The sequence below is a fragment of the Nocardia sp. NPDC056541 genome (assembly GCF_042794235.1).
In the GTDB taxonomy this organism is placed as follows: domain Bacteria; phylum Actinomycetota; class Actinomycetes; order Mycobacteriales; family Mycobacteriaceae; genus Nocardia.
The window spans coordinates 53,055-77,042 of record NZ_JBHTUD010000003.1; the positions used below are offsets into that span (position 1 = coordinate 53,055).

Consider the following 23,988-nt stretch of genomic DNA (forward strand, 5'->3'; position numbering starts at 1 on the left):
GCCCCGATAAACAGATCGGCTCCGTGTAGTTGCCAGACCCCCGACCCGGCAACTACGCGGAGCCTTTCTGCTGCCCCCACCCGGTTGCCGAGCTGCCGAGCGCGCCGAAGCGCGTTACCCTCGGGCCGGACCCCGCAAACATTCGGGGCCAACCTAACGGAAGGACCTCCGTGCCCAGCGAGTCGACCGCCGGACAACCGGCCGACCGAAGGGGCGAGGTCGGATTACGCAAGCTGCTCGAATCAAATCGCACTTTCGATCCGGACACCACCGCCCTTACGCAGCCCTTGAACACCGTGACCCGCGATCGCTGGTCACCCACCCCCGGCCCGGCGGGCCCACCCCCGCCTGCCCCGCCGGGCAACCAGCAGCTGGTCAAGCGGATCGGGATCGCGGTCGGCGCCGTGCTGGCCGTCGGGACCGCCGCCTACCTGGCCGACCTCGCGTTGAGCACGGGTGAGGTGGCGCGCGGCGTCGTCGTCGCCGGTATCGACATCGGCGGGATGGACCAGGCCGAAGCCGACGCGCTGCTGCACACCGAACTCGGGCCCAAGGCCGAGCGACCCCTACCCGTGCGGATCGGCGATGTGCAGGCCAGCATGGTGCCCGCCACAGCCGGTCTGTCGGTGGACTACGACCGCACCTGGGACGCCGTCGGCAGCCAGCCGCTGAACCCGGTGAGCCGACTGATCTCACTCTTCGGCACCCGCGAGGTTCCGGTGTCGAGCACCGTCGACACCGCGGCCCTCGACGCACAGCTCGAGAGCTTCCGCGTCCACGACAATCCGACTGTCGAAGGTACGGTGCGGTTCGAGAACGGCAGGCCGGTCGCGGTCGCGCCGGTGCCGGGCCGGGTGCTCGACACCGAGGCCGCGCGCACCACGATCACCGACCGCTGGGCGGCGACCAGCCAACTGGATCTGCCCGTGGTGGCCGCGCCGGTCGCCGTGCGCGCCGACGCCGTGCAGGCGGCGGTGCGCGACATCGCCACACCGGCCGTCGCGTCACCGATCACTGTGTCCGGCAAGGATGTTCAGGCCACGCTGACCGGCGGCCAGATCGCCGACGTGCTCGGTTTCGTGCCGGACGGCAACGGCGGGCTGGCACCCCAGTTCAACAACGACGCCGTCATCGCCTTGCTCGCACCACAATTGGCGAAGTCCGAGGTGGAACCCAAGGACGCCACCTTCACCGTCGGCGCGGGCAAACCGACCGTGGTGCCCGCCGTGGTCGGCGAGAAGGTGGACTGGCCCAAGACGCTGGAGAAGCTGCCCACCCTGCTCACGCAGCCGGGCCCGCGCACCAGTCCGGTGGTGTATCAGCGCATCGAGCCCAAGCTCACCACCGAGGCGGCGAACGCGCTCGGGGTCAACGAGACGATCGGCCAGTTCACCACCGGCGGCTTCAGCGGCCCCTCCGGGGTGAATATCCGCACGGTCGCCGCCAAGGTCGACGGTGCCGTGGTCAAGCCGGGAGATACGTTCTCGCTCAACGAGTTCACCGGCCCGCGCACCGCGGCGGAGGGCTATGTGGAGTCCGGCATCATCGACAAGGGCAGGCCGAGCACCGCGGTCGGCGGCGGCATCAGCCAGTTCGCCACCACGCTCTACAACGCGGCGTACTTCGCCGGGATGGAAGACGGCGGACACACCGAGCACAGCTACTACATCTCGCGCTACCCGGCCGCGCGCGAGGCGACGGTGTTCGACGGCGCGATCGACCTGGCGTTCCGCAATACCGGCACGACCGGTGTCTACATCCAGGCGGTCGCCACCGGCTCCGAGATCACCGTGCGGCTGTGGGGCACCAAAACCGTGAACGTGGAATCGATTACGGGTGAGAAGTCGAAGCCGACCGAACCCAACGAGGTCGTGCTGCCCAAGGGCAAGGACTGCATCGCCTCCGAGGGCGCGCCCGGCTTCACCATCTCCGACACCAGGGTGATCACCGACGCCAAGTCCGGCGCGCAGGTGTCGCGGCACACGCGGACCGTGAAGTACGACCCCATCCCGATCGTCAAGTGCGAGTAGGGGTTCGGTAGCAGAAGGCTCGCGCGGTAGGCGGATTCGCCACCGCGCGAGCCTTTTTCGTCAGCAGCCGCAATCGCAGCTGCAGTCACCGCAGCAGCAGTCCTCGCCGCAGCAGTTGCCGCAGCACTCACCGCAATCGCAGCAACTGCCGCAGTCGCATTTCTTGGCCCAGGCGTCCTTCTGTTCGCCGGTGCACGGGCTGGTGTGGTCGACGCAGCAGGCCATGCCGGTGCAGTAGACGCCGAGCACGAGTCCACTCGCCTTGAACGGCCCCGGTCTGCCCGGGCGCCGTCCGGGCGGGGACGGGAACTCGTACGGCGAATGCTGTTGCGCCGTAACTGAAGTACGGCAGGCATGGCCGACCGCGATGCCGAGACCTCGACCGAGGCTGCGCAACAGGCTCGCCAGCGGATCGAGCAGCGCCCAGCGCACCGTCGGCAGCTGGTCGAGTTCGGCCTCGGACGCGGCCTGCCGGATGCGGGATTCACTCTCGCGCAACAGATCGTAGGCGCGGGGCATATCCGTGCCGGTGGCCTCCAGCGGATTGAAACGGCCACGGGCGCGGTCGCGCTCGAGGTCTTCGATGGCGTCGGCCAGATGCGCGATGCGGCCGACGTGCCGACCGATCTCCTGAAGGGCCGCAACGTTTTCCGGACGCCCGGCCAGGGTGGCGGTGTGCCCGAAAAGGGTCGCGGCACAGAGTTGAGTCGGCCCGGTGAGTTCCTCGAGCGTGATCACCTCTACCGCCGCGCGCGACTCCATCGAGGACTGGGTGGCGATCGCGGTCAGCATGGGCCCCACATCGAGCCCGATCAGATCAGCCTGCTGCTGAGCTCGCGCGGCCCAGGCGTTCGACACCCGCCGCATCGGTCGGCGGGTGAGGACGGAGGTGTCCCCGTCCTCGACGTGATCGCCGATCTTGGCCGCGCCCAGCAGCAGTGACGCCGTGGCGGCCAACCGCACACCCGGCGCGTTCGCGGCGACCACCGACGCGCGCTTCATCCCGCGCAGCGGACACGGACCGGCGCTCGTGCGCGCACTCGCGCCCGACTGCGCCTCGGTGAGCACACTGAGCACGATCGCGTCGGTGTTGGTCGCGGCGCGGGCCAACTGACCGTGCCCGTCTCGCAGACCCAGACACAGCCCGCACATGTGTGCCTGCCACTGCCCCGGATCGATGCCATATTTCGCCGCGCCGTGCGCACACGGCTTCAACACACCGAACACTGCCACCCCGTCTGTCGTGAAACGTCAACCGTGCACGATCGCAGCCGACGGGGCCGGGCGCAACCGCTAGTCGATCTTCTTCCGGCCGGCCAGACCGCGCCAGGCCAGATCGTCGAGCAGGTCGACCGCCTCGGCCACTTCGATCCGCCCGCTCGCGACCCGGTCGGCGATGGCCTCACCCGCACCGATCACCGCCGCCGCGACGACCTCGAAATTGGTGCCGGGGTCGGCGTTCTTGGCGCTGGATTCCAGCAGTTTCGCGGTGAGCTCGATGACGCGCTCACGGGCATTGTCGATTTCGGCGGCAAAGGTTTGCTGACCGATAGCCTGACGGTAGAGAACCTGCCAGGACTGCCGATTGCGGTCGACGAAATCGAGGAAACCCTCCAGCGCGGTGCGGACCTGTTCGTGCGGGGTCAACTGCGGGTTACCCGCGGGCGCGACGGCCTCGATGAAACGCAGACCCTCGCGCTGGATGCAGGCGCGGAACAGCTCGTCCTTGGAGCCGTAGTACAGGTAGAGCATGGGTTTGGAGATCTTCGCCTCGGCGGCGATCGCATCCATCGACGTGTCGTGGAAGCCCTTGCGTGCGAATACCTCGACGGCGGCATCGAGCATCTGTTGCTCGCGAACTGCCCGGGGAAGTCGCTTGGTCCCGCCTGCCATCCACTCTCCTACCGCAGGGTGAACCACCTATCTTACTCCAAGGTAAGTTCACCCGCGCTCATTTGCCGCACAGTCGCCGGGTGCGATCAGCAGCCCAGCGCTACGCCCTTGTAGCGCGCCATCCGCAGTACGGAAGTGTCGACCCGGTCGGCGGGCAGTTTGCCACTCGCGACCGACTGTTCCAAACGGTCGAGTACCTGCGGCACCGCATCGCTACTGATCCACAGCGCATTGTCGGCGCCCGCGACGAGCGTGGCCTCGACCGCGTCGGCGATGGACATCCGGGCGGTGATGGCGGCCATGCCGCTGAGATCGTCGGTGAAGATCGGGCCGTCGTAGGGGGCGGCGCCGTAGCCCTTGCCCTCGCGCAGCAGCGTCATCGCGGCCGGGCTGATGCTGGCGGGCACGTCGGGCTCGGTCAGGCCGGGCACGTCGAGGTGGCCGACCATCACCGCCGCGCCGGAGTTCACCAGCTCACGGAACGGCACCAGGTCGGTGTTCTGCATCTGGTCCAGCGGCGGGGTGGTGACGGCGCCGGTGTGCGAGTCACCGGAACCGGAGCCGTGGCCGGGGAAGTGCTTGATCACCGAACCGAGGCCCACCTCGTTGGCCGCGCGGATGTAGGCGCCCGCGAATTCGGTGACGACCTTCGGGTCGTCGCTGTAGGAGCGGTCGCCGATCACACTGTCGTCGGGCTGGCTGCTCACGTCGACATCGGGAGCGAAATCGACGGTGATGCCCAGATCCTTCAGCGCCTTCGACCTGGTCAGCGTGAACTGGTAGTACTGCTCAGGGGTCTGGGTCTGCGCGATCTCACGGGCCGACGGCGCGGCGCCGATCACGTTCTTCGCGCGCGAGACCCGCCCGCCCTCTTCGTCGATGGTCACCATCAACGGGACCTTGGCCTGCGCTTTCACCGCGTCGAGCGCCGACTTGTCCAGCAGGCTCGGATCGGTCCAGCTGCCGACGAAGATGCCGCCCACCTGCTCCGAACTCACCACGTTCGACGCGTCCGCCGAACCGGTGATGCCGACGGTCAGCAGCTGGGCCAGCTTCTCCCGCCGGGAGAGCTTGGCGAGATAGTCTGCGCCGCAATTGCTTTGGGTCGGAGTCGCCGACCCTGGCGAACTCGGCTCTCCGGCGGCAGAGGGGGCGGCCACTCCGCTGCTACCCGCCGCGGGCGTCGTCTCGTTCGACGAACCTCCCGAACAGGCGGTGGCAACGGCGGCGAGGACTGCGAACACGACCACAGGCGATTTCCGCATGCGCTCCACGGTAGCCCGCTCCCGGCGCGAACCCCACCACGGTGGTTCGGATTGATACACACATCCGCGGGTAACCTGAGGGAAAAGCTGCTCCGACCAGCGCAGGAGGTCGTCATGGCATGCGATCGGATGCTCATCGCCTACGACGGTTCCGAACACGCCAAACGAGCCATCGAGTACGCGGGACGATTCCTGACCGCCGAACGCGCGATTCTGCTCACCGCATGGGAACCGATGGTGCGCCAGGCCGCGCGCATCTCCGGGCTCGCCGGGGTGATGCAGCCGGACTGGGTGCCCGACGAGGAGGTGGAGGACATCGCCTACTCCGACGCCCGCAAGATCAACGCCGAAGGCGTGCACCTGGCCGAACTGGCCGGAATCGACGCCGAACCGCGCACCGCCGAGTGCACCACCACGATCTGGAACACCATTGTGGACTGCGCCGATGAGCTCGACGTCGACATCATCGTGGCCGGTACGCGCGGTGCCACGGGGTTGCGCGCGCTGCTGCACAGCAGCGTCGCCGAGGCCGTTCTCAAGCACGGGCACCGGCCGGTCTTCCTGGTGCCACCGGAGCAGTAGCGGTTCGCCACCCCGGAACTTCGTGGCGCCGTCGCGCGGTGAGAGTTCCGTCGCTCTCCCGGATCGGCGCCACATCGGCGGCGTTATGGTCGAAGCACCATGAACGAATTCCTGCTCGCTCGACCCGACGCGGTGTTGCGGACGTCAGGGGTGCGCCAGGCGTACTCCGACCCTCGGCAGGCAGTGGCGGCGCTGCGTGCGTGGCAGAAACGGCCCGACCACGTCACCGATTCGGTCGAGAAACAGCACGACTCGTCCGTCGCGGCACCGACATTGATCGTCGGAGCGCTCCCCTTCGATCCACGCGAACCCGCGGCACTCTGGCAACCGGAGACGGTGCTACACACAGCCGGACCGTGGCGACCCGCGGCGCTCCCGGAATTGCCCGGCGTCCGCGTGGTGGCCGAAATACCCAGTGCGGCAGAACATGTCGCGCGTGTGACGAAGCTGGTCGAGCAACTGGGTGACCCGGCGAACGAGCTGCGCAAGGTAGTGGCCGCACGGTCGATCGTGCTGGAGGCCGACGCACCGCTGGATCCCGAGGTACTGGCGGCACATCTGCTCACCAGGCATCCGAATGCCGCGGTGTACGCGGTCGACCTGTCCACGGCGGGACGATCCGGCGAGACGCTGATCGGGGCGACACCCGAGGTGCTGGTCGCGCGGCACGGCGACCGCGTCAGCCTGAATCCGCTGGCGGGAACCCTGCCGCGCCGCACCGATCCGGCCGATGACGCGGCCCAGGCGCGCGAACTGCTGTCCAGCACGAAGAATCACGACGAGCACGCCTTCGTGATCGACTGGATCCGGCAGCAACTGACCCCCGTCTGCACGGAACTGCGCATCCCCGACGCGCCCGAGCTCCTCAGCACTGAACAGGTCTGGCACCTGGCCACTCCCATTCACGGCGTGCTGCGTGACCCGTCTACCACCGCCCTCGACCTGGCCCTGCTGCTGCACCCGACCCCCGCCGTCAACGGCACCCCGTTCACCGCGTCCCTGGACGCGATCGCGACCGACGAACCGCGACGCGGCTTCTACGGCGGCGCGGTGGGCTGGTGCGGCGACGACGGCGACGGCGAATGGGTCGTGGCGATTCGCGGCGGCGAGCTCTCCGCCGATCGGCGGACGCTGCGGGCGAGTGCGGGCGGCGGGATCGTCGCGGCGTCGGATCCGCGCGCCGAGCTGGCCGAGACGACCGTCAAACTTCGCACCCTGCTGAGCGCCCTGCGTTGCGAGCTGCCCAACGACTGACCGAGCCCGGTAGACCTGCTAGGTTGGCCGGAGACAGGCCCCGTCGTCGAGCGTATTGGAGTGCGCGATGAAGTTTGCTGTTCCGGCTGTTGCCAGCGCGGTCGGCGGCGCCCTGCTGAGCGCGATCGCCGTCTTCGCCATCACGGCGGCGGTGCAGCAGAACACGGCGCCCTCGATCGACCGCAGCGGTGACAAAGACTCGTCGCTGCTCAACGCCCCTGAATACGGCAGCCGCTGACGCCGACGCCCGCGCGTCGCGCCCCGCATCGGGGCAACCGGACAAGGCGCCACTGGGCTGGCGCTGGCTCGTCGGCTCGGTAGTAGCCGCCTTCGTACTGACCTTCGCGCAGGCGCCCGGCCTCACCGTCGCCGACACCAAATACGACCTCGCGCAGAACCCCCTCGGTTTCCTCGCGCGAGCGTCGCACCTGTGGAGCAGCCAGGCCCCGATGGGCCAGGTCCAGAACCAGGCCTACGGCTACTTCTTCCCGCACGGCGCGTTCTTCTCCGCAGGGCACCTGCTGCACCTGCCCGCGTGGGTCACCCAGCGCGTCTGGTGGGCGCTGCTGCTGCTCGCCGGGTTCTGGGGAATCGTCAAGCTGTGCGAAACGCTCGGCATCGGCTCGCGCGGGTCACGGGTGATCGCGGGCATCGCGTTCGCGTTGTCGCCACGGGTACTGACCACGCTCGGCTCGATCTCCTCGGAAACCCTGCCGATGATGCTGGCTCCGTGGGTGCTGCTCGCGCCCGCGGCGCTGGGCACCGCGATCAAACGACGGCGCGGCGGCCCGCTCTCACCGGCGGGAAGCGCGCTGGCGCTGGCGCTGATGGGTTCGGTGAACGCTGTCGCGACCGTGGCGGCGTTCCTGCCGGCGGCACTGTGGTGGGCAACCTATCGGCCGAATCGGCAGTGGTGGCAGTTCACCCGAGCGTGGATTCCACTGCTGGTCCTCGCCACGTTCTGGTGGGTCGTACCGCTGCTGCTGCTGGGCAAGGTGAGTCCGCCGTTCCTCGACTTCATCGAGTCGTCCGGGGTGACGACGCAGTGGGCCGCGTTGAGCGAGGTGCTGCGCGGGACCGATAGCTGGACGCCGTTCGTCTCGCCCGAACGAATCGCCGGCGCGGTGCTGGTGACCCAGCCCGCCGCGGTACTCGCGACCGGCTTGCTCGCGGCGGCGGGGATGGCCGGACTCGCGCGGTCGACGATGCCCTATCGGGGCAGGTTCGCCTTGATCCTGTGCGTGGGACTCGCGGGGATCTGCGCGGGATATGTAGGCACACTCGGTGGGCCGTTCGCCGAATCGGTGCGGATCTTCCTCGACTCCGGCGGTGCGCCACTGCGGAATGTGCACAAGCTCGAACCGCTGATCCGGCTGCCGCTGGTGGTGGGGCTGGCGCATCTGCTCGGCCGGGTCGCCCTGCCCGCCTCCGTGCCGATGCCGGTGTGGCGCAGCTCTTTCGCCCATCCCGAACGCGACCGGCTCGTCGCGGTCGCCGCGCTGGTCCTGGCCGCGCTCACCCTCGCGACCTCACTGGCGTGGACCGGGCGGCTGGCCCCGCGCGGCGCCTACGACCGGGTGCCCGCCTACTGGACCGACACCGCCGACTGGCTGGCCGACAACGCCGCCGACACCCGCGCACTGGTGGTACCCGGTGCGCCGTTCGGCAGCCAGATCTGGGGACTCACCCGCGACGAGCCGCTGCAAGCCCTGGCCAGTACCCCCTGGGCCGTGCGCGATTCGGTTCCCCTGAACCCGCCGGGCACGATTCGCGCGATGGACTCGGTGCAGCGGCTCATCGCCGACGGCAGGCCGTCGACCGGCCTCGCCGCCACCCTCGCCGACCAGGGCATCGGAATCCTGGTGTTGCGCAACGACCTCGACCCCGAGACCTCGCGTTCGACTCGTCCGATGCTGGCGCACCGCGCGATCGAGGGCTCGCCGGGCCTCACCAGGGTGACCTCGTTCGGCGCGAACATCGGGCCGCGCGCGGCGGATGCGGGACTGGTGGTCGACAACGATCTCCAGCCCGCCTACCCGGCCGTCGAGATCTACCGGGTCGACGTACCGCCGCCCGGCACGCCCGTCGACGTGCGCAGCGGCACCGGCGCGCCGCCAGGGTTCCCCGGCGCGTACACCGTCCCGCTGGAGTCGACCCCCGTTGTCCAGGGTGGCCCCGAAGTGCTGGAGCGGGTGCGCCGCGACGCGGGGAACCCCACGGCGCCGGTGCTTCTCGACGCCGACGCGCGACGTGCCGGGTTACCTCCGCGGCCCGTGCTGCTGACCGACACCCCGATGGATCGCGAGTCCGACTTCGGCCGGGTCGACAACCACAACTCCGCGGTCCGCGCCGCCGACGACGCCCGGCGCACCCACAACCTGGTCCCCGACTACCCGGTCGAAGGCGCCGAACTCGTGCAGGGCGAATGGTCGGGCGCGAAGGTCACCGCGTCCAGCTCCGCCGCCGATGCCACCCAGATCGGCGGAGCGGCGCCCGGCAGCTCCACCGCGGCCGCCGTGGACGGCGATCCGAGCACCGCGTGGATCAGCAACGGCTCCGAATCCGCTCTCGGGCAATGGATTCGACTCGATCTCGACAAGCCGATCGCCAACGGCTCGCTGCGTTTCACCACCACGGCGGCGGCGCTGGGTGATCCCGTGAAGTGGGTCGAGGTCCGCACCTCGCGCGGAACGGTGTCGGCGCGGATCACCGAACCCGGTGAGCCCGTGTCCGTGGCGCTGCCCGCGGGCAAATCCGACTGGGTGATGATCAGCGCCGCTCGCACCGAAACAGGCACTCGTGGCGGGCAATTCGGGATCAGCGAACTCACGCTCGACGACTACTCCAACCGGGAAGCGCCGGAGCGCGTGGATATCCGGCACCGGGTCGTGCTGCCCGAGGTGGCCGCGGGAACCGTCGTCAGCGGGTGGGATCTCGGACAGGAATTCCCCGGCCGCGGTAACTGTTTCGACGGCCCCGACCGCGTGCACTGCAGCAAGGGGCTCGGGTTGCCCGCCGAGGAGCCGGGCGTCTTCGGGCGCACGCTGTCGGTGCCGGAACCACTCACCGTCGGCACCGACCTCACCGTGCGCACCCGGCCGGGGCCCGCGCTGGAGGCGCTGCTCACCGACCCGACCAGGCCGGTGGCACGGGGTCAGGCCGATGTCGCCGACCTGCGCGGCGCCGCCTTCGCCGCTACCGACGGCGATCCGAAGACCACCTGGACGGCACCGGAGTCCACCGTGCGTGAACCGGCGGGCGGCAAACCCACGCTGGTACTGGAACTTCCGGAACCGACACTGGTGACCGGACTCGACATCACCACCGCGCTCGGCGGCTTGCCCGCGACGGCGACCTCCGTCGCGGTGAACCTGGGCAACGGCCCGCAGATCCGCGAACTGCCCGAACGCGACCACGGCGATCCGGCCCGAATCTCGCTGTACCCCACCGAGACCGATCGCATCGAGATCAGCATCCAGAGCTGGAACGAGGTGCTCGACCGCACCGCACTCGGCTTCGTCCTCACCCAGCCCGCGGGCCTGGCCGAGGTCGACGTGCTCGGTCCCGAGTATCCCGCCCACGCTCCCGGCGACCGGCTCATCACCATCGGCTGCGAGGCGGGCCCGGTGATCGCCATCGGTGGACGCGCCGTGCACACCACGATCACCGCCACCGCCGACGAACTCCGTTCGGGTGCACCGGTTTCCGCGCGTGCCTGCCCCGAGGACGCAGCCGACATCGAGTTGCTCCCCGGCCGTCCCGACCTCACCGTGGTCCCCACCGAACTGTTCACCGTCGACCGCCTTCGCCTCCCCCGCACCGACCCTTACCCCGGCGCGCCCAGCGCGCCGACGGACGAGACTTCGGGCAACCCCGGCGAAACCGGCGAACCCTCCAACCCCGGCGAAACCACCTCAGCCGCACCTACTCCCGCCGACCCGACCGAGCAGAAGCCGGGCACTCAACTGCTGGTCCTTCCGCTCAGCACCAACGTCGGCTGGCAGGCGCACACCGCCGACGGACAGGAGCTGTCGCCTGTTGTCGTCGACGGCTGGCAGCAGGCCTGGCTCGTTCCGCCCGGAACGAACGGGGAGATCACCGTCTCGTTCCCGGCGGACCGCTGGTATCGGCTGGCGATCTTCGGCGGGCTGTTGCTGCTGATCCCCCTGGTGCTGCTCGCCGTTCCGCGCCGACGTGCCGTGCCCGACGCCGGGCCCGCACCGAGCACCTGGGGTGTCGGCTGGGTCGCGGCGATCGGGCTGACCGGTGTGATCGCGGTGATCTCCGGGCCGTTCGGTGCGGCGTTCACACTGATCACCTTGGGCTGCAATTATTTCCGGCCCGCGCTGACGGAGCGGACCCTGCCCTGGCTCGCGGGCCTCGGGACGCTGGCCTCGGCCGCGGCACTGTCGACCGGGACCTGGCGCTCCGGCACCGAATACATGGGCGGCTCGCTGCTGGCCCAGGCACCGGCCGTCATCGCCGTCGTCGCCGTCGGGGTGGCGGCGCTCCCCCGCCGTCGCTGAGCGCGACTCAGCGCACCGCCGGACGCCGCGCCGATTCCGGCCGGTGTTCGTCGACTCGCGCGGACCCGGTCCGCCGATCCCACCGGGCCGCCCAGCGGCGGGCCGGTTCCTCGATCAGGGCGAAGCTCGCGGCGGCCAACGGGAGCGTGAGCGCGGTGGTCAGGGTGATCACGTAGAGGAAGTCACCGTTGAAGGGCACGATGCCGAAGACCGGGAAGACCACGGTGAGCACCACCAGGTGCCACAGGAAGATGCCGTAGGACCAGCGGCCGAGCATCGCGGCGGTGCGCGATTCCAGCCAGCGGTGCGGGGCGCCGGACAGCCGCAGCACCGGGGGTGCGAGCAGACAGAACCCGAAGATCATGCCCAGTGCCATCTTCATCGCGTACTGCCACGGTTGCGCGCGTTCCAGGCCGGCCGGGCCGCCGAACTCGGTCGCCGAGAGCAGGAACGCGGCGAGCGCCACCGCCCACATCAGCGGCTGACTCGACAGCACTCGCGCCCACCGGACCTCGGGTCGCACGAGGTGGATCAGTTCCGCCAGGAGCATCCCCGCCGCGAACCACGGCAGGTAGGCGGGCAGCCAGTTGTCGGCGTGGATCGCCTCCGGCGTCGGGATCGGCCACAGGTTCCAGGTCAGACTCACCGCGACCAGCCCGCACAGCACCGGCACCCGCCACCGCGCCGCGGAGCCGCGCAGTCGCACGACCAGCCAGGCCAGCACCGGCAGCACCAGGTAGAAAGCCATCTCCACCGACAGGCTCCACATCTGGGTGAGCCCATCGGTCAATGTCAACGGCACGAACACCTGCAGCAGGAACAGATTCGACACCCACACCCGCAGGTTCGCCGAATGCGCCGCGCCGGGCAGCAACAGCAGCACGAACACCACGACGACCCAGTACGCGGGCATCACCCTGGCCACCCGGTGCAACAGGTAGCGAGAGGTCCGCGGTGCGCGGCCGAGCCCGTGCGCGGCCGCCGCGTGCGGGCGCCACAGCAGGAAACCCGACAGCGCGAAGAACACCGCGACCGCCATATCGAAGCGTTCCAGGATCGGGCCGAGGACCGGCACCCCGGTCGTTCCGGTCTGGAACGCGACGTGCGTGACCAGCACACCGAGCGCCGCCATCCCGCGCATCCCTTCGAGGGCGGGAATGAAGGCGCGCGGGCGCGAAACGGGGGCGGTGGCGGTCGTCATCGGGGTCCAGTCTGCCGTGTCGGCGATTTCCACGGCACAGCACCGCACCTTCGCGGCCTGGGCTGTTAGTGTCGGGGCTCACGAGTGCCTGTGGTGCAATACCAGACCACCGGGCCATCCGTGTTCGAACGACGAGGAGAGTTTGCATGGCACTGAGTGCCGGTACCAGAAGAACGGTCGCCTGCGTGCTCGTGGGTCTGGGCGCGGCATTACTCGTCGCCGCGCTGATGATCCCCACCTACACGGTGAGCAAAGTCGCCAAGACTCCACTCGATCTCGAGATCACGACGATCGCGGAGAACCAGAAGGGCGAGGAGAGCCTCGTCCTCGACTCCAAGTCGCTGACCTCCGGTGACGGTGCCGCCGTGGTGAACAAGGATGTGCCGCTGATCTCCCAGCGTTTCGTCACCGTCGAGGAGCCCTCCGACGCCGACGAGATGACGCTGCAGGCAGGCCAGACACTGCGGCGCACCGACGTGCAGGGCGATACCGGCCTGCTCACCGCCGCCATCGACCGCGTCACCATCTCGCGCACCACCGGCATGCCGGTGGACACCGACCCCAACGGGTCGATCGCGGTGACCGTGAACAAGGACGGCAGCGTCATGGAGCCGGTGCAGCACACCGGCATCGGCTACCGCTTCCCGATCGGCACCGAGAAGAAGACCTACCCGTACTTCGACATCAACGTGCGAAAGTCCTTCGACGCGAACTTCATCGAAGAGACCGAGATCAACAACATGAAGGTGTACCGCTTCCAGATGGAGGCGCCGGTCACCAGCACCTGGGACGTCGTGCAGTCGCCGACCAACCGGCTCACCCTGCCCGCCAGCAAGTGGGGCGTGGAGGGTGGCGACACCCCGGTCACCATGACGCGCTACTACACCAACGTGCGTGACCTGTGGGTCGAGCCGCAGACCGGCACCGTGATCAAGGGTGGGGAATCGATCCACCTGTTCTACGCGCGGTCCGGGGACAAGCCCGAGGTCACCGCGCTGAAGTCGCACCTGGTGTTCGACGAGGCGACCGTCGAGTCGCAGATCGCCATCGCCAAGGAGAACACCGACAAGCTCTCGCTGTTCGGGCGTGTGGTGCCGATCGTGTTCGGCGTGCTGGGTGTACTGGCGCTGCTGGCGGGGTTGTTCCTCGGACTGCGCGGCGGCGGCACCGCGGCTCATGCGAGTCCGCGGGGATCGCGTCCGACGCCCGCGCCCACCGCCGCGCCGGATGACACCCCGACTACTCGGTGGGACGGCGACGACGCGCCGACCACGCAGTTCCCCCGTGGGGACTACGACGCGCCTACCGAGCAGATCGACATCGACAAGCGGCCCTAGGCGGACACGCTCTACAACAGCCCCGGTCTTCGGCCGGGGCTGTTGTGTTTTTCCGGGACACCTCCGCCGAACCGGCCGGTTCGGTCAGTGCAGGACCGAGTCGGCCGGAGCGGGGTGGGTGCGGGCCGCGCGAAGAACGACGGCGGCGACGATCGTGGTGGTGACCGCCGCTACGGAGACAGCCGTGCCGATCAGGGATTCGATCGTGCGGGCGAAGGCGAGCATCAGGGTCACCTCGACGGCCAGGCCGATCCAGGTGACGGCCGCCAAGGCGGTGCGTTCGACCGCGATGGCCGAGAGCAGAGCGCCCTGGAGGACCGCCAGGATCGCACCGTGCAGGGCGAACAGCCACAGCATGCCCTGGATGGGGGCATAGTCGGCGCCGGCGAACAGGGGGGCCAAGGGAGCGGCCAGCGCCGCGCCCAGCACCGCGACGACGCCGATCACCGAGAGCACCGAGAGGGCGTCGCGGATCGCACGGGCGGAATGGGTGGGCTGGGCCATCCGGGGATACAGCACGACGCCGACCGCCTGCGGCAGCCAGAACGCGATCTTGGTGGCGATGGTGCCCAGCGAGTAGCGGCTGGCGTCGACCTCGTCGAGGACGATGCGGACCACGATCAGGTCGACCGAGGACAGCGCCATCAGCGCCGCCTGCACCTGCACGGCACGCAACACGGGAAGGACGCCGACGGTCTTCGTCATCGGTTCCCGGCTGTTTCCGGCATCGCCGCTGTCATCGGTCGGCGGATCCGCCGACTCGGTCGTCGAGCGCGCGATGCGACCGGCCACGATCGCCGCGCCGACGATGCCCGCGGCCCCCGCCCACAGCGCACCGGCAGCACCACCGCCCAGCGCGAGTGCGAGCAGCGCGGGCGCCACCCGGGCCGTACCCGCCATCGCGAGCACGGTGGCCAGCGCGCGGAAGTGATTGCCGCCCTGCAGAATTCCCTGCTCACCCGAGAGGATCACCAACGCGGGTGCCGCGCCGAGGGCGGCGGCAGCGGCCCACACGCCCACGTCGAGCACCACGGCCACCACCGGAATCAGCACCACCGCGACCGCGGCGACCAACGCGGCACACCGCCACATCATCGCCCGCACCGCACGTAGCGACGCCCCGCGCACCACCTCTCTCGCCACTACGTTCTGCATGGCAAGGGCCGGGACCGCGCACAGCAACTGCACCGCGAGCAGACTCGCGAACTCGCTGTATCCCTCGACTCCCAACCAGCTCGCTGCCAGCAATTGCAGCAGGTACCCGGCGACGTTGGCGGTCATGGCGCCAGCCGTCACCCAGGTCAGATCGGCAACGACAGGCGGGCGGCGGACTGAGGACACGCCTCATGGTCGCACTTCACTGTGTTCGCCATCACGCCCACCCCGAAAATGTGAGTCCAAGCGGACTCACCTTCGAGCGATTCAGCCCCGAACAGCGCCTATTCGACCCCGGCCACGGCGCAGCCCGACGGGACGTAAGGTGCGTGGACGTGACGAGTAGCGGGCGAGCAAGGGCCTTGGTGGCCGGATACTGCGCTCTGCTCACGATGATCATCGTCGGACCGCTCGCCGGATCGGGCTACCTGCTGCTGCGCGACGCGGTGAGCACCCCACGTTCCTTCCTCACCGATTCGGCACTCGGCGTGGGCGCGGCCGCACCTCGCGCCGTTCCGCAGGACGCCGTGCTCGCCGTGCTCTCGCCGGTGATCGACGGCGGAATTCTCGTGAAGGCGATCCTGATCGTCGCGCTGTGGTCGGCCGGATACGGCGCCGCGGTACTCGCGCGACGGCTCGTCTCCGCTTCTACCGGAGCACAATTGGTCGCCGCGACCCTCGCGCTGTGGAATCCCTATGTGGCGGAACGACTTCTTCAAGGCCACTGGAGCCTGCTCGCCGGTTACGCCGCGCTCCCGTGGACCGCGCTCGCCGCCGCGCGCATCCGAACAGCCACCAGCAGAACGGAATCCGGCGACGATGCGGGGCCGGGCAGCCGGTTCGGATTCGTCGCGTCGCTCGGTGGATGGGCGGCGCTGACCGCGAGTTTCGCCGCTGCCGGGTTGACGCCGACCGGCTCGTTGCTGGCCGCGGTGATCGGGCTCGCGCTGGTCGGGCGGCGGGCCTTCTTCCCCGCCGTCGCGCTGTGGATCGTGACCTGCGCGCCGTGGCTGACCGCGACCGCGCTCGGATCAGGAGCCGAGCCGTCGGACCCGGCCGGCGTCTCGGCGTTCGCGGCACGGGCCGAACCGTGGCTCGGCACGCTCGGCAGCCTCGCCGGGCTGGGCGGGATCTGGAACGGCGAAGCGGTCCCCGCGAGCCGCACGACCCCGCTCGCCCTGCTCGGCACACTCTTGCTGCTCGGCATCGTCGCGTGCGGGGTGCGGGCGGTATGGGCGCTCGGACGTGACGGGCGAGCGCTGCTGGTGATCGCGACGGTGGCGATCGTGCTGCCCGCCCTCGGCGCGACCAGCTGGGGACTGGCCGCCGGAGAATGGCTGGTGGTGCACGTTCCCGGGGCCGGGCTGCTGCGGGATACGCAAAAGTACGTGGCGTTGGCGATGCCCGCCTACGCGCTGTGCGCGGCGGCCGCGTGCCGAACCGTCACCGTGGCAGCCCGCCGAGTACTGGCCAACGCCCCGGAAGCTTCTGCCGCCGAAGGGCACCCGGAAATTCGTGAGGGCCGGACCGGATTTCGCCCCGCCGCAATCCTTTTCATTCTTCTGCTCACCCTCCCGCTGGCCGACCTCGCCTGGGGAGTCGGCGGCGCCGTGCGCCCCGTCCACTACCCCGCGGGCTGGCAACAGGTGGTCGACCACATCGACACTCCCGGCGACATAGCGGTACTTCCCGCCGGGATGTTCCGCCGATTCCCGTACAGCGGAACAGCTCCCGTCCTCGACTCGGCTCCCCGCATCCTCCCCAACGATGTCCTGCAGACCGGCGAACTCCGAGTTCGCGGCTACGCGGTGACCGGAGAGGGCAACCGCGCCCGCACCGTCGAGCAAGCGCTCCTCGAAGGTGCTCCGGCCACCGAACTAGCGGCCCTCGGCGTCGGCTGGATCCTGATCGAACGCACCACCCCCGGCCCGCTCGGCGCCTCCGAGAAAACTCTCACCACGGCCGAATTGACGTATCAGGACAAAGACCTGGCGCTCTACCGCGTGCCTTCCCCCACCCTGCTCGACATCGCCACCCCGGCCCAGCGCCGAACCTCCGCCGCGGCCCACCTGCTCTGGGCGGCCCTGCTACTCACGGGACTGATTGCCGCGGCCGTGCGCCCGGACCGGACGGGCACCCGGCGAGATCGAGAGGCAGCGGGTAACCGAGTCGACTAGACCCGGGCCGGGGAGACCAATCCGCTGACGGTGCGGCCGCGCGCGGCGGCGGCGAGGACCTCGAAGACACCGGCGCCGGTCTGTTCCCAGGAGAACTCGTTGGCACGGGCCCTGGCCTTCTCGCCCATCACCAGGCGGGTATCCGGGTCGGCCAGGAGGTCCCCGGCGGCCGCAGCCAGGGCGGGGGCGTCGTCGACCAGCACGCCGGTGACGCCGTCGACGATGGAGTCGGTGAGACCTCGGGAACTGCGGTAGCCGATGGTGGGGACGCCGTGCTGGGCGGCTTCGATGACGGCCAGGCCCCAGCCTTCCTTGCGCGAGGGCATCACGTGGACCCAGGCCGTCGAGAGGATCTCGTGTTTGCGGCGTTCGTCGACGTGGCCGTGGAAGGTGACGGCGTCGGCGATGCCGAGTGCGTCGGCGCAGGCACGCAGGTTGGGGGCCCACCAGCCGTCGCCGATGACGTCGAGGTGCACGTCGGGGAAGCGTTCGCGCAGGTGGGCGACCGCGGTGAGGGCATCTTCGATCTGCTTGTGCGGGACGAGGCGCGACAGGACCGCGATGCGCGGGTGGGTGGCGCGGGTGGCGTCGTCGCCGGGGACGACCGCGGCGGGGACCGGTTCGGCACCGTTGCGGACCACGGCGATGCGCTCACGGTCCACACCGAGCGCGGACAGCTCCTCGGCCGACGGCAGCGACACGGTGAGGTACTGGTTGTCGCGGTGCACGCGCGGGGACAGCGTGGATTCGATCCACCAGCCGATCCGCCCGACCAGGCGACCGGCGACCGGCCACTGCTCACGGTGTCCGTGGTGCACCAGCACCACCGACGGCACACCCGTCGCGGTGGCGAAGAAGGGAATGCCGTTCTGGGTGTCGATCACGACGTCGGGGCGCAGGCCGCGCAGCGGGCCGATACCGAGCCGACCGGCCACGATGGCAGCGAGCGCGCGGGGGTAGACGGTGAAGCGGCCGCCCGCGCGACTGATGTCGATGCCGTCGATCCGCTCACGCTTGGGGGCGCCCGGGTAACCCGCCGTACGCAGGGTGACCTTGATGCCACGCGCGGCCAGCTGGGCGCCTACCTGCTCCAGATACCGTTCGCTACCGCCACCCTGTGGGTGCCCGGTGTCACGCCAGCAGAGTAGGAGGACTTCACGCACGGTCGGGGCTCGCATTCGGTTCGGTGGCAGACAAACGTCGGCCCCCACACTAGCGGGTGTGCTCCACGCAACACGGTTGTATCGACCGCGCCCGCCCAGATCAGCCCGTCGCACCCGAGCCGACCCCGTGAAGACGAACCCAACCCACCCACCCAACGCCCCCACCACCAGCCGCGACCGAAGGGCCTGCCCATAAACTCCTGCCCGTGCCGATCGCCACCCAGCCGACAACCGAGCAGCCCGTCCATCGACGCGACCGATCGAGGTTCGCGCGCCGGGCCTCTCTGCGCCGCTCGCTGCGCCTGCTCACCAGCTTCCGCTTCGAGCAGTCCGACCCGGCCCGTTTCTACGGCGGCATCGCCACCGACAGCGCGGAACTGATCGGCGACTTCTACGCCGACATCACCGGCCGCGACCTCACCGGCACCGTCGTCCTCGACGTGGGCGGCGGCCCCGGCTACTTCGCCGACGAGTTCACCGCGGTGGGCGCCCGCTACGTCTCGGTGGAGCCCGACCCGTCGGAGATGCACGCGGCCGGGCTGCGGGTGTCGGGTTCGGTACGCGGGTCGGGGATGGCGCTGCCGTTCCTCGACAACTCCGTCGACGTCTGCTTCTCCTCCAACGTCGCCGAACACGTGCCGCAGCCGTGGCTGATGGCGGACGAGATGGTGCGGGTGACCAAGCCCGGCGGCCTCATCGTGTACTCGTACACGGTGTGGCACGGACCGTTCGGTGGGCACGAGACCGGCCTCTGGCACTACCTCGGTGGCGAGTACGCGGCCCGCCGGTACCGGCGCAAGAACGGACACGAACCGAAGAACAGGTTCGGCCGATCACTGTTCGCGGTGACCGCGGCGGATGGGTTGCACTGGGCAGCAACGACTTCAGCCGACGTGCGGACTATTTTTCCGCGTTATCACCCACACTGGGCCTGGTGGCTCGTCCGAGTTCCGGTCATTCGCGAGTTACTGGTCAGCAACTTGGTGGTGGTGGCTACCAAAGCATGATCACGCCAGCCAGCTCAAGCGCCGCGACCTCCGCATCGGCTCGGGCAACACCCTGACCCACGGCGATTCCTGAATCGCCAGGCCCACGGTCTCCAACGTGGTCAGGCCGACCTGATCGGCCAGCGCGCCGACCATCGCAACCGCCTCAGCGGCCTGGATAGCGGCAGTCGCCTGCTCGATCGTGAGTGTGCGGCCGGGCAGGAATGAGACAACCCATCCGCCACTGCCCACACTTTTCGCTTGATGGTCGGTCTGGTCGCTGGTCATCAACGATCGGCCGATCACTTGCACAGCCATGAGTCGGTCTCCCCAATTCGCTGTTAATGTTCGATGAATCGAGCGAGCTGATCAGTAGCTAAAGCATCCCCTTTTCACCAGCGGAACGCAATAGTGCGTTTCCCCGAAAAGCGAACCGACAGGTTGGAATTCACCATCTTCACAGTCGTTGCGCCGCAGCGAATTAGAACAGGTTGCAGACAATTCGCCCGCAAAACTGTAACGTGTTCTCATGCACTACGACAGTCTGTTCATCGGCGGGAAGTGGACCACCCCGGCCGGTAGTGACCGCATTTCGGTGGTCTCCCCTGCAACGGAGGAGACCGTGGGCAGCGTGCCGGCGGTAACGAACGCCGATGTCGACGCCGCGGTCGCCGCGGCGCGCGACGCGTTCGACAGCGGGCCGTGGCCATCAACGCCTCCACTGGAACGAGCGGAGGTACTCAGCAAGGTCGCGCGGCTGATCGAGCAGCGTTCGCCCGAATTGCTCGCCGCGCTCACCGCGGAGATGGGCGCGCCGACGTTAGCGGCCTTGACACTCAACCAGATTCCCGCCGTCGCGGCACTCGACGCCCTCGTCGAGCTCGCGAAGACGTTCGCCTGGAACGAGACTCGAGTCGGCCTGTTCGGAACCTCGCGTGTCTCACGGGAACCCCGCGGTGTCGTCGCCGCGATCACCGCCTGGAATGTCCCGTTGTTCCTCGCCGCGAACAAGCTCGGACCCGCGTTGCTGGCCGGCTGCACCGTGGTGCTCAAGCCGTCGCCACTGACTCCGCTGACCGCGAACATCCTCGCCGACCTCTTCACCGAGGCGGGCCTGCCCGACGGCGTGCTCTCGGTGCTGCCCGCCGACGCCGAGGCCAGTGAATACCTCGCGGGCCACCCCGGCGTCGACAAGGTGACCTTCACCGGCAGCACCCCGGTGGGCAGGAAGCTGGCCGCGCTGGCCGGTGCGCAGCTCAAGACCGTGTCGCTGGAGCTCGGCGGCAAGTCGGCCGCCATCGTGCTGCCCGACGTCGACCTCGCCGCGAGCATTCCCGTGCTCGCGTTCTCCGGGCTGATGAACAGCGGGCAGGGCTGCGTGGCGCAGACCCGAATCCTCGCGCCGCGCAGTCGCTATGACGAGATCGTCGAGGCGTTGGTCGCGCACGTCAAGACCATGCAGACCGGTGATCCGACCGATCCCGCCACCCAGCTCGGCCCGCTGATCAGCGAAAAGCAGCGTGACCGCGTGGAGGGCTACATCGCCAAGGGCAAGGCCGAGGGCGCGCGGCTGGTACTCGGCGGCGGCAGGCCCGCGGGCGTGGACCGCGGCTGGTTCGTCGAGCCGACGATCTTCGCCGACGTCGACAACGCGAGCACCATCGCCCAGGAGGAGATCTTCGGCCCGGTGCTCTCGGTGATCCCGTACGAGACCGAGGACGAGGCCATCGCCATCGCCAACGACTCCGACTACGGTCTGGCCGGATCGGTCTGGACCACCGATATCGAGCACGGCGTCGAGGTCGCGGCCCGGATCCGCACCGGTACCTTCGCGATCAACTGGTACGCCTTCGACCCGACCGCACCGTTCGGTGGCTACAAGAACTCGGGCATCGGCCGTGAGAACGGCCCCGAGGGCCTCGACGCGTTCTGTGAGCAGAAGTCGGTCCTCATGCCCATGGGATGGACCGACGCCACGGCTTAGTTCTCCGGCATATGGACCCGCAGGACCGGCTGCGCGGCCACCTCACCCCGGGCGGGTAGGTCGACGACCTCGACCCGCCAGCCCGGGGGCAGGGCCCGTTCCAGTCGGCCCGCCACGCGCTGCATGGGCGTGCTCGAATAGGTGTCGGACTCGAATCCGGTCACCAGATCTGTCATGCGTCAAACCACCTCTCAGCGTCGATCTCGTCGTTGACCGCATGGCGGTGCAGGGAGTCTCGCAGGGGTATCAGCTCGAGAGGAAATATAGGCGAAGGTAACGCTGCCGCCACACGCGACTCTCTGACACCGACAGATGTACCCAGAACGAGACTGTGGAAATCGTCCGACGACCTGAGACGAACAGAACCGCCCGTACCGAAACGGTACGGGCGGTTCAGTGTTTGCGGGGCGACTAGCCCAGGCGCTCCTTGAGTGCCTCGAACTCGTCACGCACGCCCGAAGGCAGCTTGTCGCCGACGAACTCGAACCATTCCTCGATCGACGGGATCTCCTTGCGCCACTCGTCGGCGTTCACCGCGAGTGCCTCGTCGACATCGGCGGCGACCACGTCGAGGCCGTCCAGGTCGAGATCGGCAGCCGAAGGCACATTGCCGACCGCGGTGGCCGTGGCGCCCGAGCGGCCCTCGATGCGGCCGACGATCCACTCCAGCACGCGGGAGTTCTCACCGAATCCGGGCCACAGGAAGCGGCCGTCGTCGCCACGACGGAACCAGTTCACGTAGAAGATCTTCGGCAGCTTGTTCGCGTCGGCGTTCTTGCCGAGGTCGATCCAGTGGTTGAGGTAGTCGCCCACGTGGTAGCCGAGGAACGGCAGCATCGCCATCGGGTCGCGACGGACGGTGCCGACCTTGCCCTCGGCGGCGGCGGTCTGCTCCGAGCCCATGGTGGCGCCCATGAACACGCCGTGCTCCCAGCCGAACGACTCGGTCACCAGCGGAACGGTGGTCTTACGGCGACCGCCGAACAGGATGGCCGAGATCGGCACGCCCTGCGGGTCGTCCCACTCCGGCGCGAGGGTCGGGCACTGCGACATCGGGGTGCAGTAGCGCGAGTTCGGGTGCGCGGCGTGGCCCTCCGACTCGGGGGTCCAGTCGTTGCCCTTCCAGTCGATCAGGTGCTGCGGGTCGCCTTCGAGACCCTCCCACCACACATCGTTGTCGTCGGTCTGGGCGACGTTGGTGTACACGGTGTTGCCCGCGTCGATGGTGGCCATCGCGTTGGGGTTGGAGCTGTGGTTGGTGCCCGGCGCGACGCCGAAGAAACCGAACTCCGGGTTCACGGCGTAGAGCTGACCGTCCTTGCCGAAACGCATCCAGGCGATGTCGTCGCCCAGGGTCTCCGCGCGCCAGCCGGGGATGGTCGGCTGGATCATCGCGAGGTTGGTCTTGCCACAGGCGCTCGGAAACGCGGCGGCGACGTAGTAGTTCTTGTTCTCGGGCGAGATCAGCTTGAGGATCAGCATGTGCTCGGCCAGCCAGCCCTCGTCGTGGGCCATCGCCGAGGCGATGCGCAGCGAGTAGCACTTCTTGCCGAGCAGCGCGTTGCCGCCGTAGCCCGAACCGAAGGACCAGATCTCACGGTCCTCGGGGAAGTGGGTGATGTACTTGGTGTCGCTGCACGGCCACGGCACATCGGCCTGGCCCTCGGCCAGCGGCGCGCCCACGGAGTGCAGCGCCTTCACGAACGGCTTGTCGGCGCCCAGCTTGTCGAGCGCGGCCTGGCCCATCCGGGTCATCACGCGCATCGAGACGACCACATACTCGGAGTCGGTGATCTCCACGCCCAGCTTGGGGTCCTCGGCGCCGAGCGGGCCCATGCAGAACGGCACCACGTACATGGTGCGGCCCTTCATCGAGCCGCGGTACAGCTCGGTCATGGTGGCGCGCATCTCGGCGGGGTCGACCCAGTTGTTGGTCGGACCGGCGTCGGCCTCGGTGGCGGAACAGATGTAGGTGCGCGATTCGACGCGGGCCACATCGGAGGGATCGGACAGCGCGAGGAAGGAGTTGGGCTTCTTCTTCTCGTCGAGCTGCTGGAAGGTGCCTGCCTCGACCAGCTGAGTGGTCAGGCGATCCCATTCCGCGTCGGAGCCGTCGGCCCAGACCACGCGATCGGGCTGAGTGAGCTCTGCGACTTCCTGTACCCAGGCGAGCAGTTCACTGTGCTCGGTCGGCGCCGTGCCGTCGGATCCACGAAGACCAGGAATGGTCGCTGAGGTCATGAAAACTCTCCTGAGATGGGCGGTTGTTCGATCCATCGATCGCCACCATGGGCGGGTAAGGCGTCCGCAGTGACCAACCGTCGCACAACCCCGATAGACGGCTAGGAAGGCCGTACACGGACGGTGGCCGCGCATCGACTGGCAAGAGCGGACGCCCAGGTTCCTGCCTCAAGGTTAACGCGATATGACGACCG

General features: G+C 69.1%; 18 protein-coding genes. 9 read left to right on the plus strand and 9 right to left on the minus strand.

Going from position 1 to position 23,988, the window contains the following annotated elements:
- Positions 1-170: 170 nt before the first annotated feature.
- Positions 171-2,030, plus strand: a complete 1,860-nt coding sequence (locus ACFQ9R_RS05775; RefSeq protein ID WP_378989190.1) for a VanW family protein — start codon at positions 171-173, stop codon at positions 2,028-2,030.
- Between the two features lie 60 nt (positions 2,031-2,090).
- On the opposite strand, the gene ACFQ9R_RS05780 is transcribed toward ACFQ9R_RS05775, so the two are convergent.
- The 3 genes from ACFQ9R_RS05780 to ACFQ9R_RS05790 form a co-directional block, all read right to left on the minus strand.
- Entirely contained in the window at positions 2,091-3,263 is a 1,173-nt protein-coding gene (locus tag ACFQ9R_RS05780) for a DUF5685 family protein (RefSeq protein ID WP_378989191.1), read from the minus strand.
- A 60-nt stretch (positions 3,264-3,323) separates the two neighbouring features.
- Positions 3,324-3,923 carry a TetR/AcrR family transcriptional regulator gene (locus ACFQ9R_RS05785; protein WP_378989192.1) on the minus strand — a complete coding sequence of 200 codons (600 nt, stop codon included), beginning with the start codon at positions 3,921-3,923 and terminating at the stop codon, positions 3,324-3,326.
- Between the two features lie 86 nt (positions 3,924-4,009).
- Positions 4,010-5,188, minus strand: coding sequence for a glycoside hydrolase family 3 N-terminal domain-containing protein (locus ACFQ9R_RS05790; protein WP_378989193.1), 1,179 nt, complete (start codon positions 5,186-5,188; stop codon positions 4,010-4,012).
- Positions 5,189-5,302: 114 nt separating this feature from the next.
- Between ACFQ9R_RS05790 and ACFQ9R_RS05795 the strand changes: the two genes are divergently transcribed.
- The 4 genes from ACFQ9R_RS05795 (at position 5,303) to ACFQ9R_RS05810 (ending at position 11,550) form a co-directional block, all read left to right on the plus strand.
- Positions 5,303-5,770 carry a universal stress protein gene (locus ACFQ9R_RS05795; protein ID WP_378989194.1) on the plus strand — a complete coding sequence of 156 codons (468 nt, stop codon included), beginning with the start codon at positions 5,303-5,305 and terminating at the stop codon, positions 5,768-5,770.
- 99 nt (positions 5,771-5,869) lie between these two features.
- The gene (locus tag ACFQ9R_RS05800) at positions 5,870-7,024 is read left to right on the plus strand and encodes an isochorismate synthase MenF (protein WP_378989195.1); all 1,155 of its coding nucleotides are present in this window, start codon (positions 5,870-5,872) and stop codon (positions 7,022-7,024) included.
- 67 nt (positions 7,025-7,091) lie between these two features.
- On the plus strand, positions 7,092-7,262 hold the full coding sequence (locus ACFQ9R_RS05805) for a DUF2613 domain-containing protein (protein ID WP_022566695.1): 171 nt from the start codon (positions 7,092-7,094) through the stop codon (positions 7,260-7,262).
- Positions 7,213-11,550, plus strand: coding sequence for an alpha-(1->3)-arabinofuranosyltransferase (locus ACFQ9R_RS05810; protein WP_378989196.1), 4,338 nt, complete (start codon positions 7,213-7,215; stop codon positions 11,548-11,550). The genes ACFQ9R_RS05805 and ACFQ9R_RS05810 overlap by 50 nt, the downstream gene beginning before the upstream one ends.
- A gap of 7 nt (positions 11,551-11,557) precedes the next feature.
- Here ACFQ9R_RS05810 and ACFQ9R_RS05815 read toward each other — a convergent pair whose 3' ends face one another.
- The gene (locus ACFQ9R_RS05815; RefSeq protein WP_378989197.1) at positions 11,558-12,751 is read right to left on the minus strand and encodes an acyltransferase family protein; all 1,194 of its coding nucleotides are present in this window, start codon (positions 12,749-12,751) and stop codon (positions 11,558-11,560) included.
- A 146-nt stretch (positions 12,752-12,897) separates the two neighbouring features.
- Here ACFQ9R_RS05815 and ACFQ9R_RS05820 point away from each other — a divergent pair, with 146 nt between their 5' ends.
- Positions 12,898-14,088: a DUF3068 domain-containing protein gene (locus tag ACFQ9R_RS05820; protein WP_378989198.1), complete on the plus strand. Its 1,191-nt coding sequence runs from the start codon at positions 12,898-12,900 to the stop codon at positions 14,086-14,088.
- An 84-nt stretch (positions 14,089-14,172) separates the two neighbouring features.
- On the opposite strand, the gene ACFQ9R_RS05825 is transcribed toward ACFQ9R_RS05820, so the two are convergent.
- A complete protein-coding gene (locus ACFQ9R_RS05825) occupies positions 14,173-15,369 on the minus strand; it encodes a polysaccharide biosynthesis protein (protein ID WP_378989199.1) in 1,197 nt (398 codons plus the stop codon).
- A 209-nt stretch (positions 15,370-15,578) separates the two neighbouring features.
- On the opposite strand from ACFQ9R_RS05825, the gene ACFQ9R_RS05830 reads away from it, so the two are divergent.
- Positions 15,579-17,420, plus strand: a complete 1,842-nt coding sequence (locus ACFQ9R_RS05830) for a hypothetical protein (protein ID WP_378989200.1) — start codon at positions 15,579-15,581, stop codon at positions 17,418-17,420.
- Here ACFQ9R_RS05830 and ACFQ9R_RS05835 read toward each other — a convergent pair.
- Positions 17,417-18,583 (minus strand): glycosyltransferase family 4 protein, encoded by a 1,167-nt coding sequence (locus ACFQ9R_RS05835; protein ID WP_378989201.1) that lies wholly within the window; start codon positions 18,581-18,583, stop codon positions 17,417-17,419. The two genes, ACFQ9R_RS05830 and ACFQ9R_RS05835, sit on opposite strands and share 4 nt — an antisense overlap.
- A 206-nt stretch (positions 18,584-18,789) precedes the next feature.
- Here ACFQ9R_RS05835 and ACFQ9R_RS05840 point away from each other — a divergent pair, with 206 nt between their 5' ends.
- Positions 18,790-19,590 carry a methyltransferase domain-containing protein gene (locus ACFQ9R_RS05840; protein ID WP_378989202.1) on the plus strand — a complete coding sequence of 267 codons (801 nt, stop codon included), beginning with the start codon at positions 18,790-18,792 and terminating at the stop codon, positions 19,588-19,590.
- Here the strand turns inward: ACFQ9R_RS05840 and ACFQ9R_RS05845 are convergent, their stop codons facing one another.
- Positions 19,591-19,887: a hypothetical protein gene (locus tag ACFQ9R_RS05845; RefSeq protein ID WP_056823697.1), complete on the minus strand. Its 297-nt coding sequence runs from the start codon at positions 19,885-19,887 to the stop codon at positions 19,591-19,593.
- A 211-nt stretch (positions 19,888-20,098) separates the two neighbouring features.
- On the opposite strand from ACFQ9R_RS05845, the gene ACFQ9R_RS05850 reads away from it, so the two are divergent.
- Positions 20,099-21,553 carry an aldehyde dehydrogenase gene (locus ACFQ9R_RS05850; RefSeq protein ID WP_378989203.1) on the plus strand — a complete coding sequence of 485 codons (1,455 nt, stop codon included), beginning with the start codon at positions 20,099-20,101 and terminating at the stop codon, positions 21,551-21,553.
- Here ACFQ9R_RS05850 and ACFQ9R_RS05855 read toward each other — a convergent pair.
- Positions 21,550-21,729 carry a hypothetical protein gene (locus ACFQ9R_RS05855; RefSeq protein WP_378989204.1) on the minus strand — a complete coding sequence of 60 codons (180 nt, stop codon included), beginning with the start codon at positions 21,727-21,729 and terminating at the stop codon, positions 21,550-21,552. The two genes, ACFQ9R_RS05850 and ACFQ9R_RS05855, sit on opposite strands and share 4 nt — an antisense overlap.
- A gap of 235 nt (positions 21,730-21,964) precedes the next feature.
- Entirely contained in the window at positions 21,965-23,794 is a 1,830-nt protein-coding gene (locus tag ACFQ9R_RS05860; protein ID WP_378989205.1) for a phosphoenolpyruvate carboxykinase (GTP), read from the minus strand.
- Between the last annotated feature and the right edge of the window lie 194 nt (positions 23,795-23,988).

Excerpts from the sequence above, each read along its gene's own strand:
- ACFQ9R_RS05785 (WP_378989192.1), bottom strand. The coding sequence starts at position 3,923 with ATGGCAGGCGGGACCAAGCGACTTCCCCGGGCAGTTCGCGAGCAACAG.
- ACFQ9R_RS05790 (WP_378989193.1), bottom strand. The coding sequence starts at position 5,188 with ATGCGGAAATCGCCTGTGGTCGTGTTCGCAGTCCTCGCCGCCGTTGCC.
- ACFQ9R_RS05795 (WP_378989194.1), top strand. The coding sequence starts at position 5,303 with ATGGCATGCGATCGGATGCTCATCGCCTACGACGGTTCCGAACACGCC.
- ACFQ9R_RS05800 (WP_378989195.1), top strand. The coding sequence starts at position 5,870 with ATGAACGAATTCCTGCTCGCTCGACCCGACGCGGTGTTGCGGACGTCA.
- ACFQ9R_RS05805 (WP_022566695.1), top strand. The coding sequence starts at position 7,092 with ATGAAGTTTGCTGTTCCGGCTGTTGCCAGCGCGGTCGGCGGCGCCCTG.
- ACFQ9R_RS05815 (WP_378989197.1), bottom strand. The coding sequence starts at position 12,751 with ATGACGACCGCCACCGCCCCCGTTTCGCGCCCGCGCGCCTTCATTCCC.
- ACFQ9R_RS05820 (WP_378989198.1), top strand. The coding sequence starts at position 12,898 with ATGGCACTGAGTGCCGGTACCAGAAGAACGGTCGCCTGCGTGCTCGTG.
- ACFQ9R_RS05825 (WP_378989199.1), bottom strand. The coding sequence starts at position 15,369 with ATGACCGCCAACGTCGCCGGGTACCTGCTGCAATTGCTGGCAGCGAGC.
- ACFQ9R_RS05845 (WP_056823697.1), bottom strand. The coding sequence starts at position 19,887 with ATGGCTGTGCAAGTGATCGGCCGATCGTTGATGACCAGCGACCAGACC.
- ACFQ9R_RS05850 (WP_378989203.1), top strand. The coding sequence starts at position 20,099 with ATGCACTACGACAGTCTGTTCATCGGCGGGAAGTGGACCACCCCGGCC.
- ACFQ9R_RS05855 (WP_378989204.1), bottom strand. The coding sequence starts at position 21,729 with ATGACAGATCTGGTGACCGGATTCGAGTCCGACACCTATTCGAGCACG.
- ACFQ9R_RS05860 (WP_378989205.1), bottom strand. The coding sequence starts at position 23,794 with ATGACCTCAGCGACCATTCCTGGTCTTCGTGGATCCGACGGCACGGCG.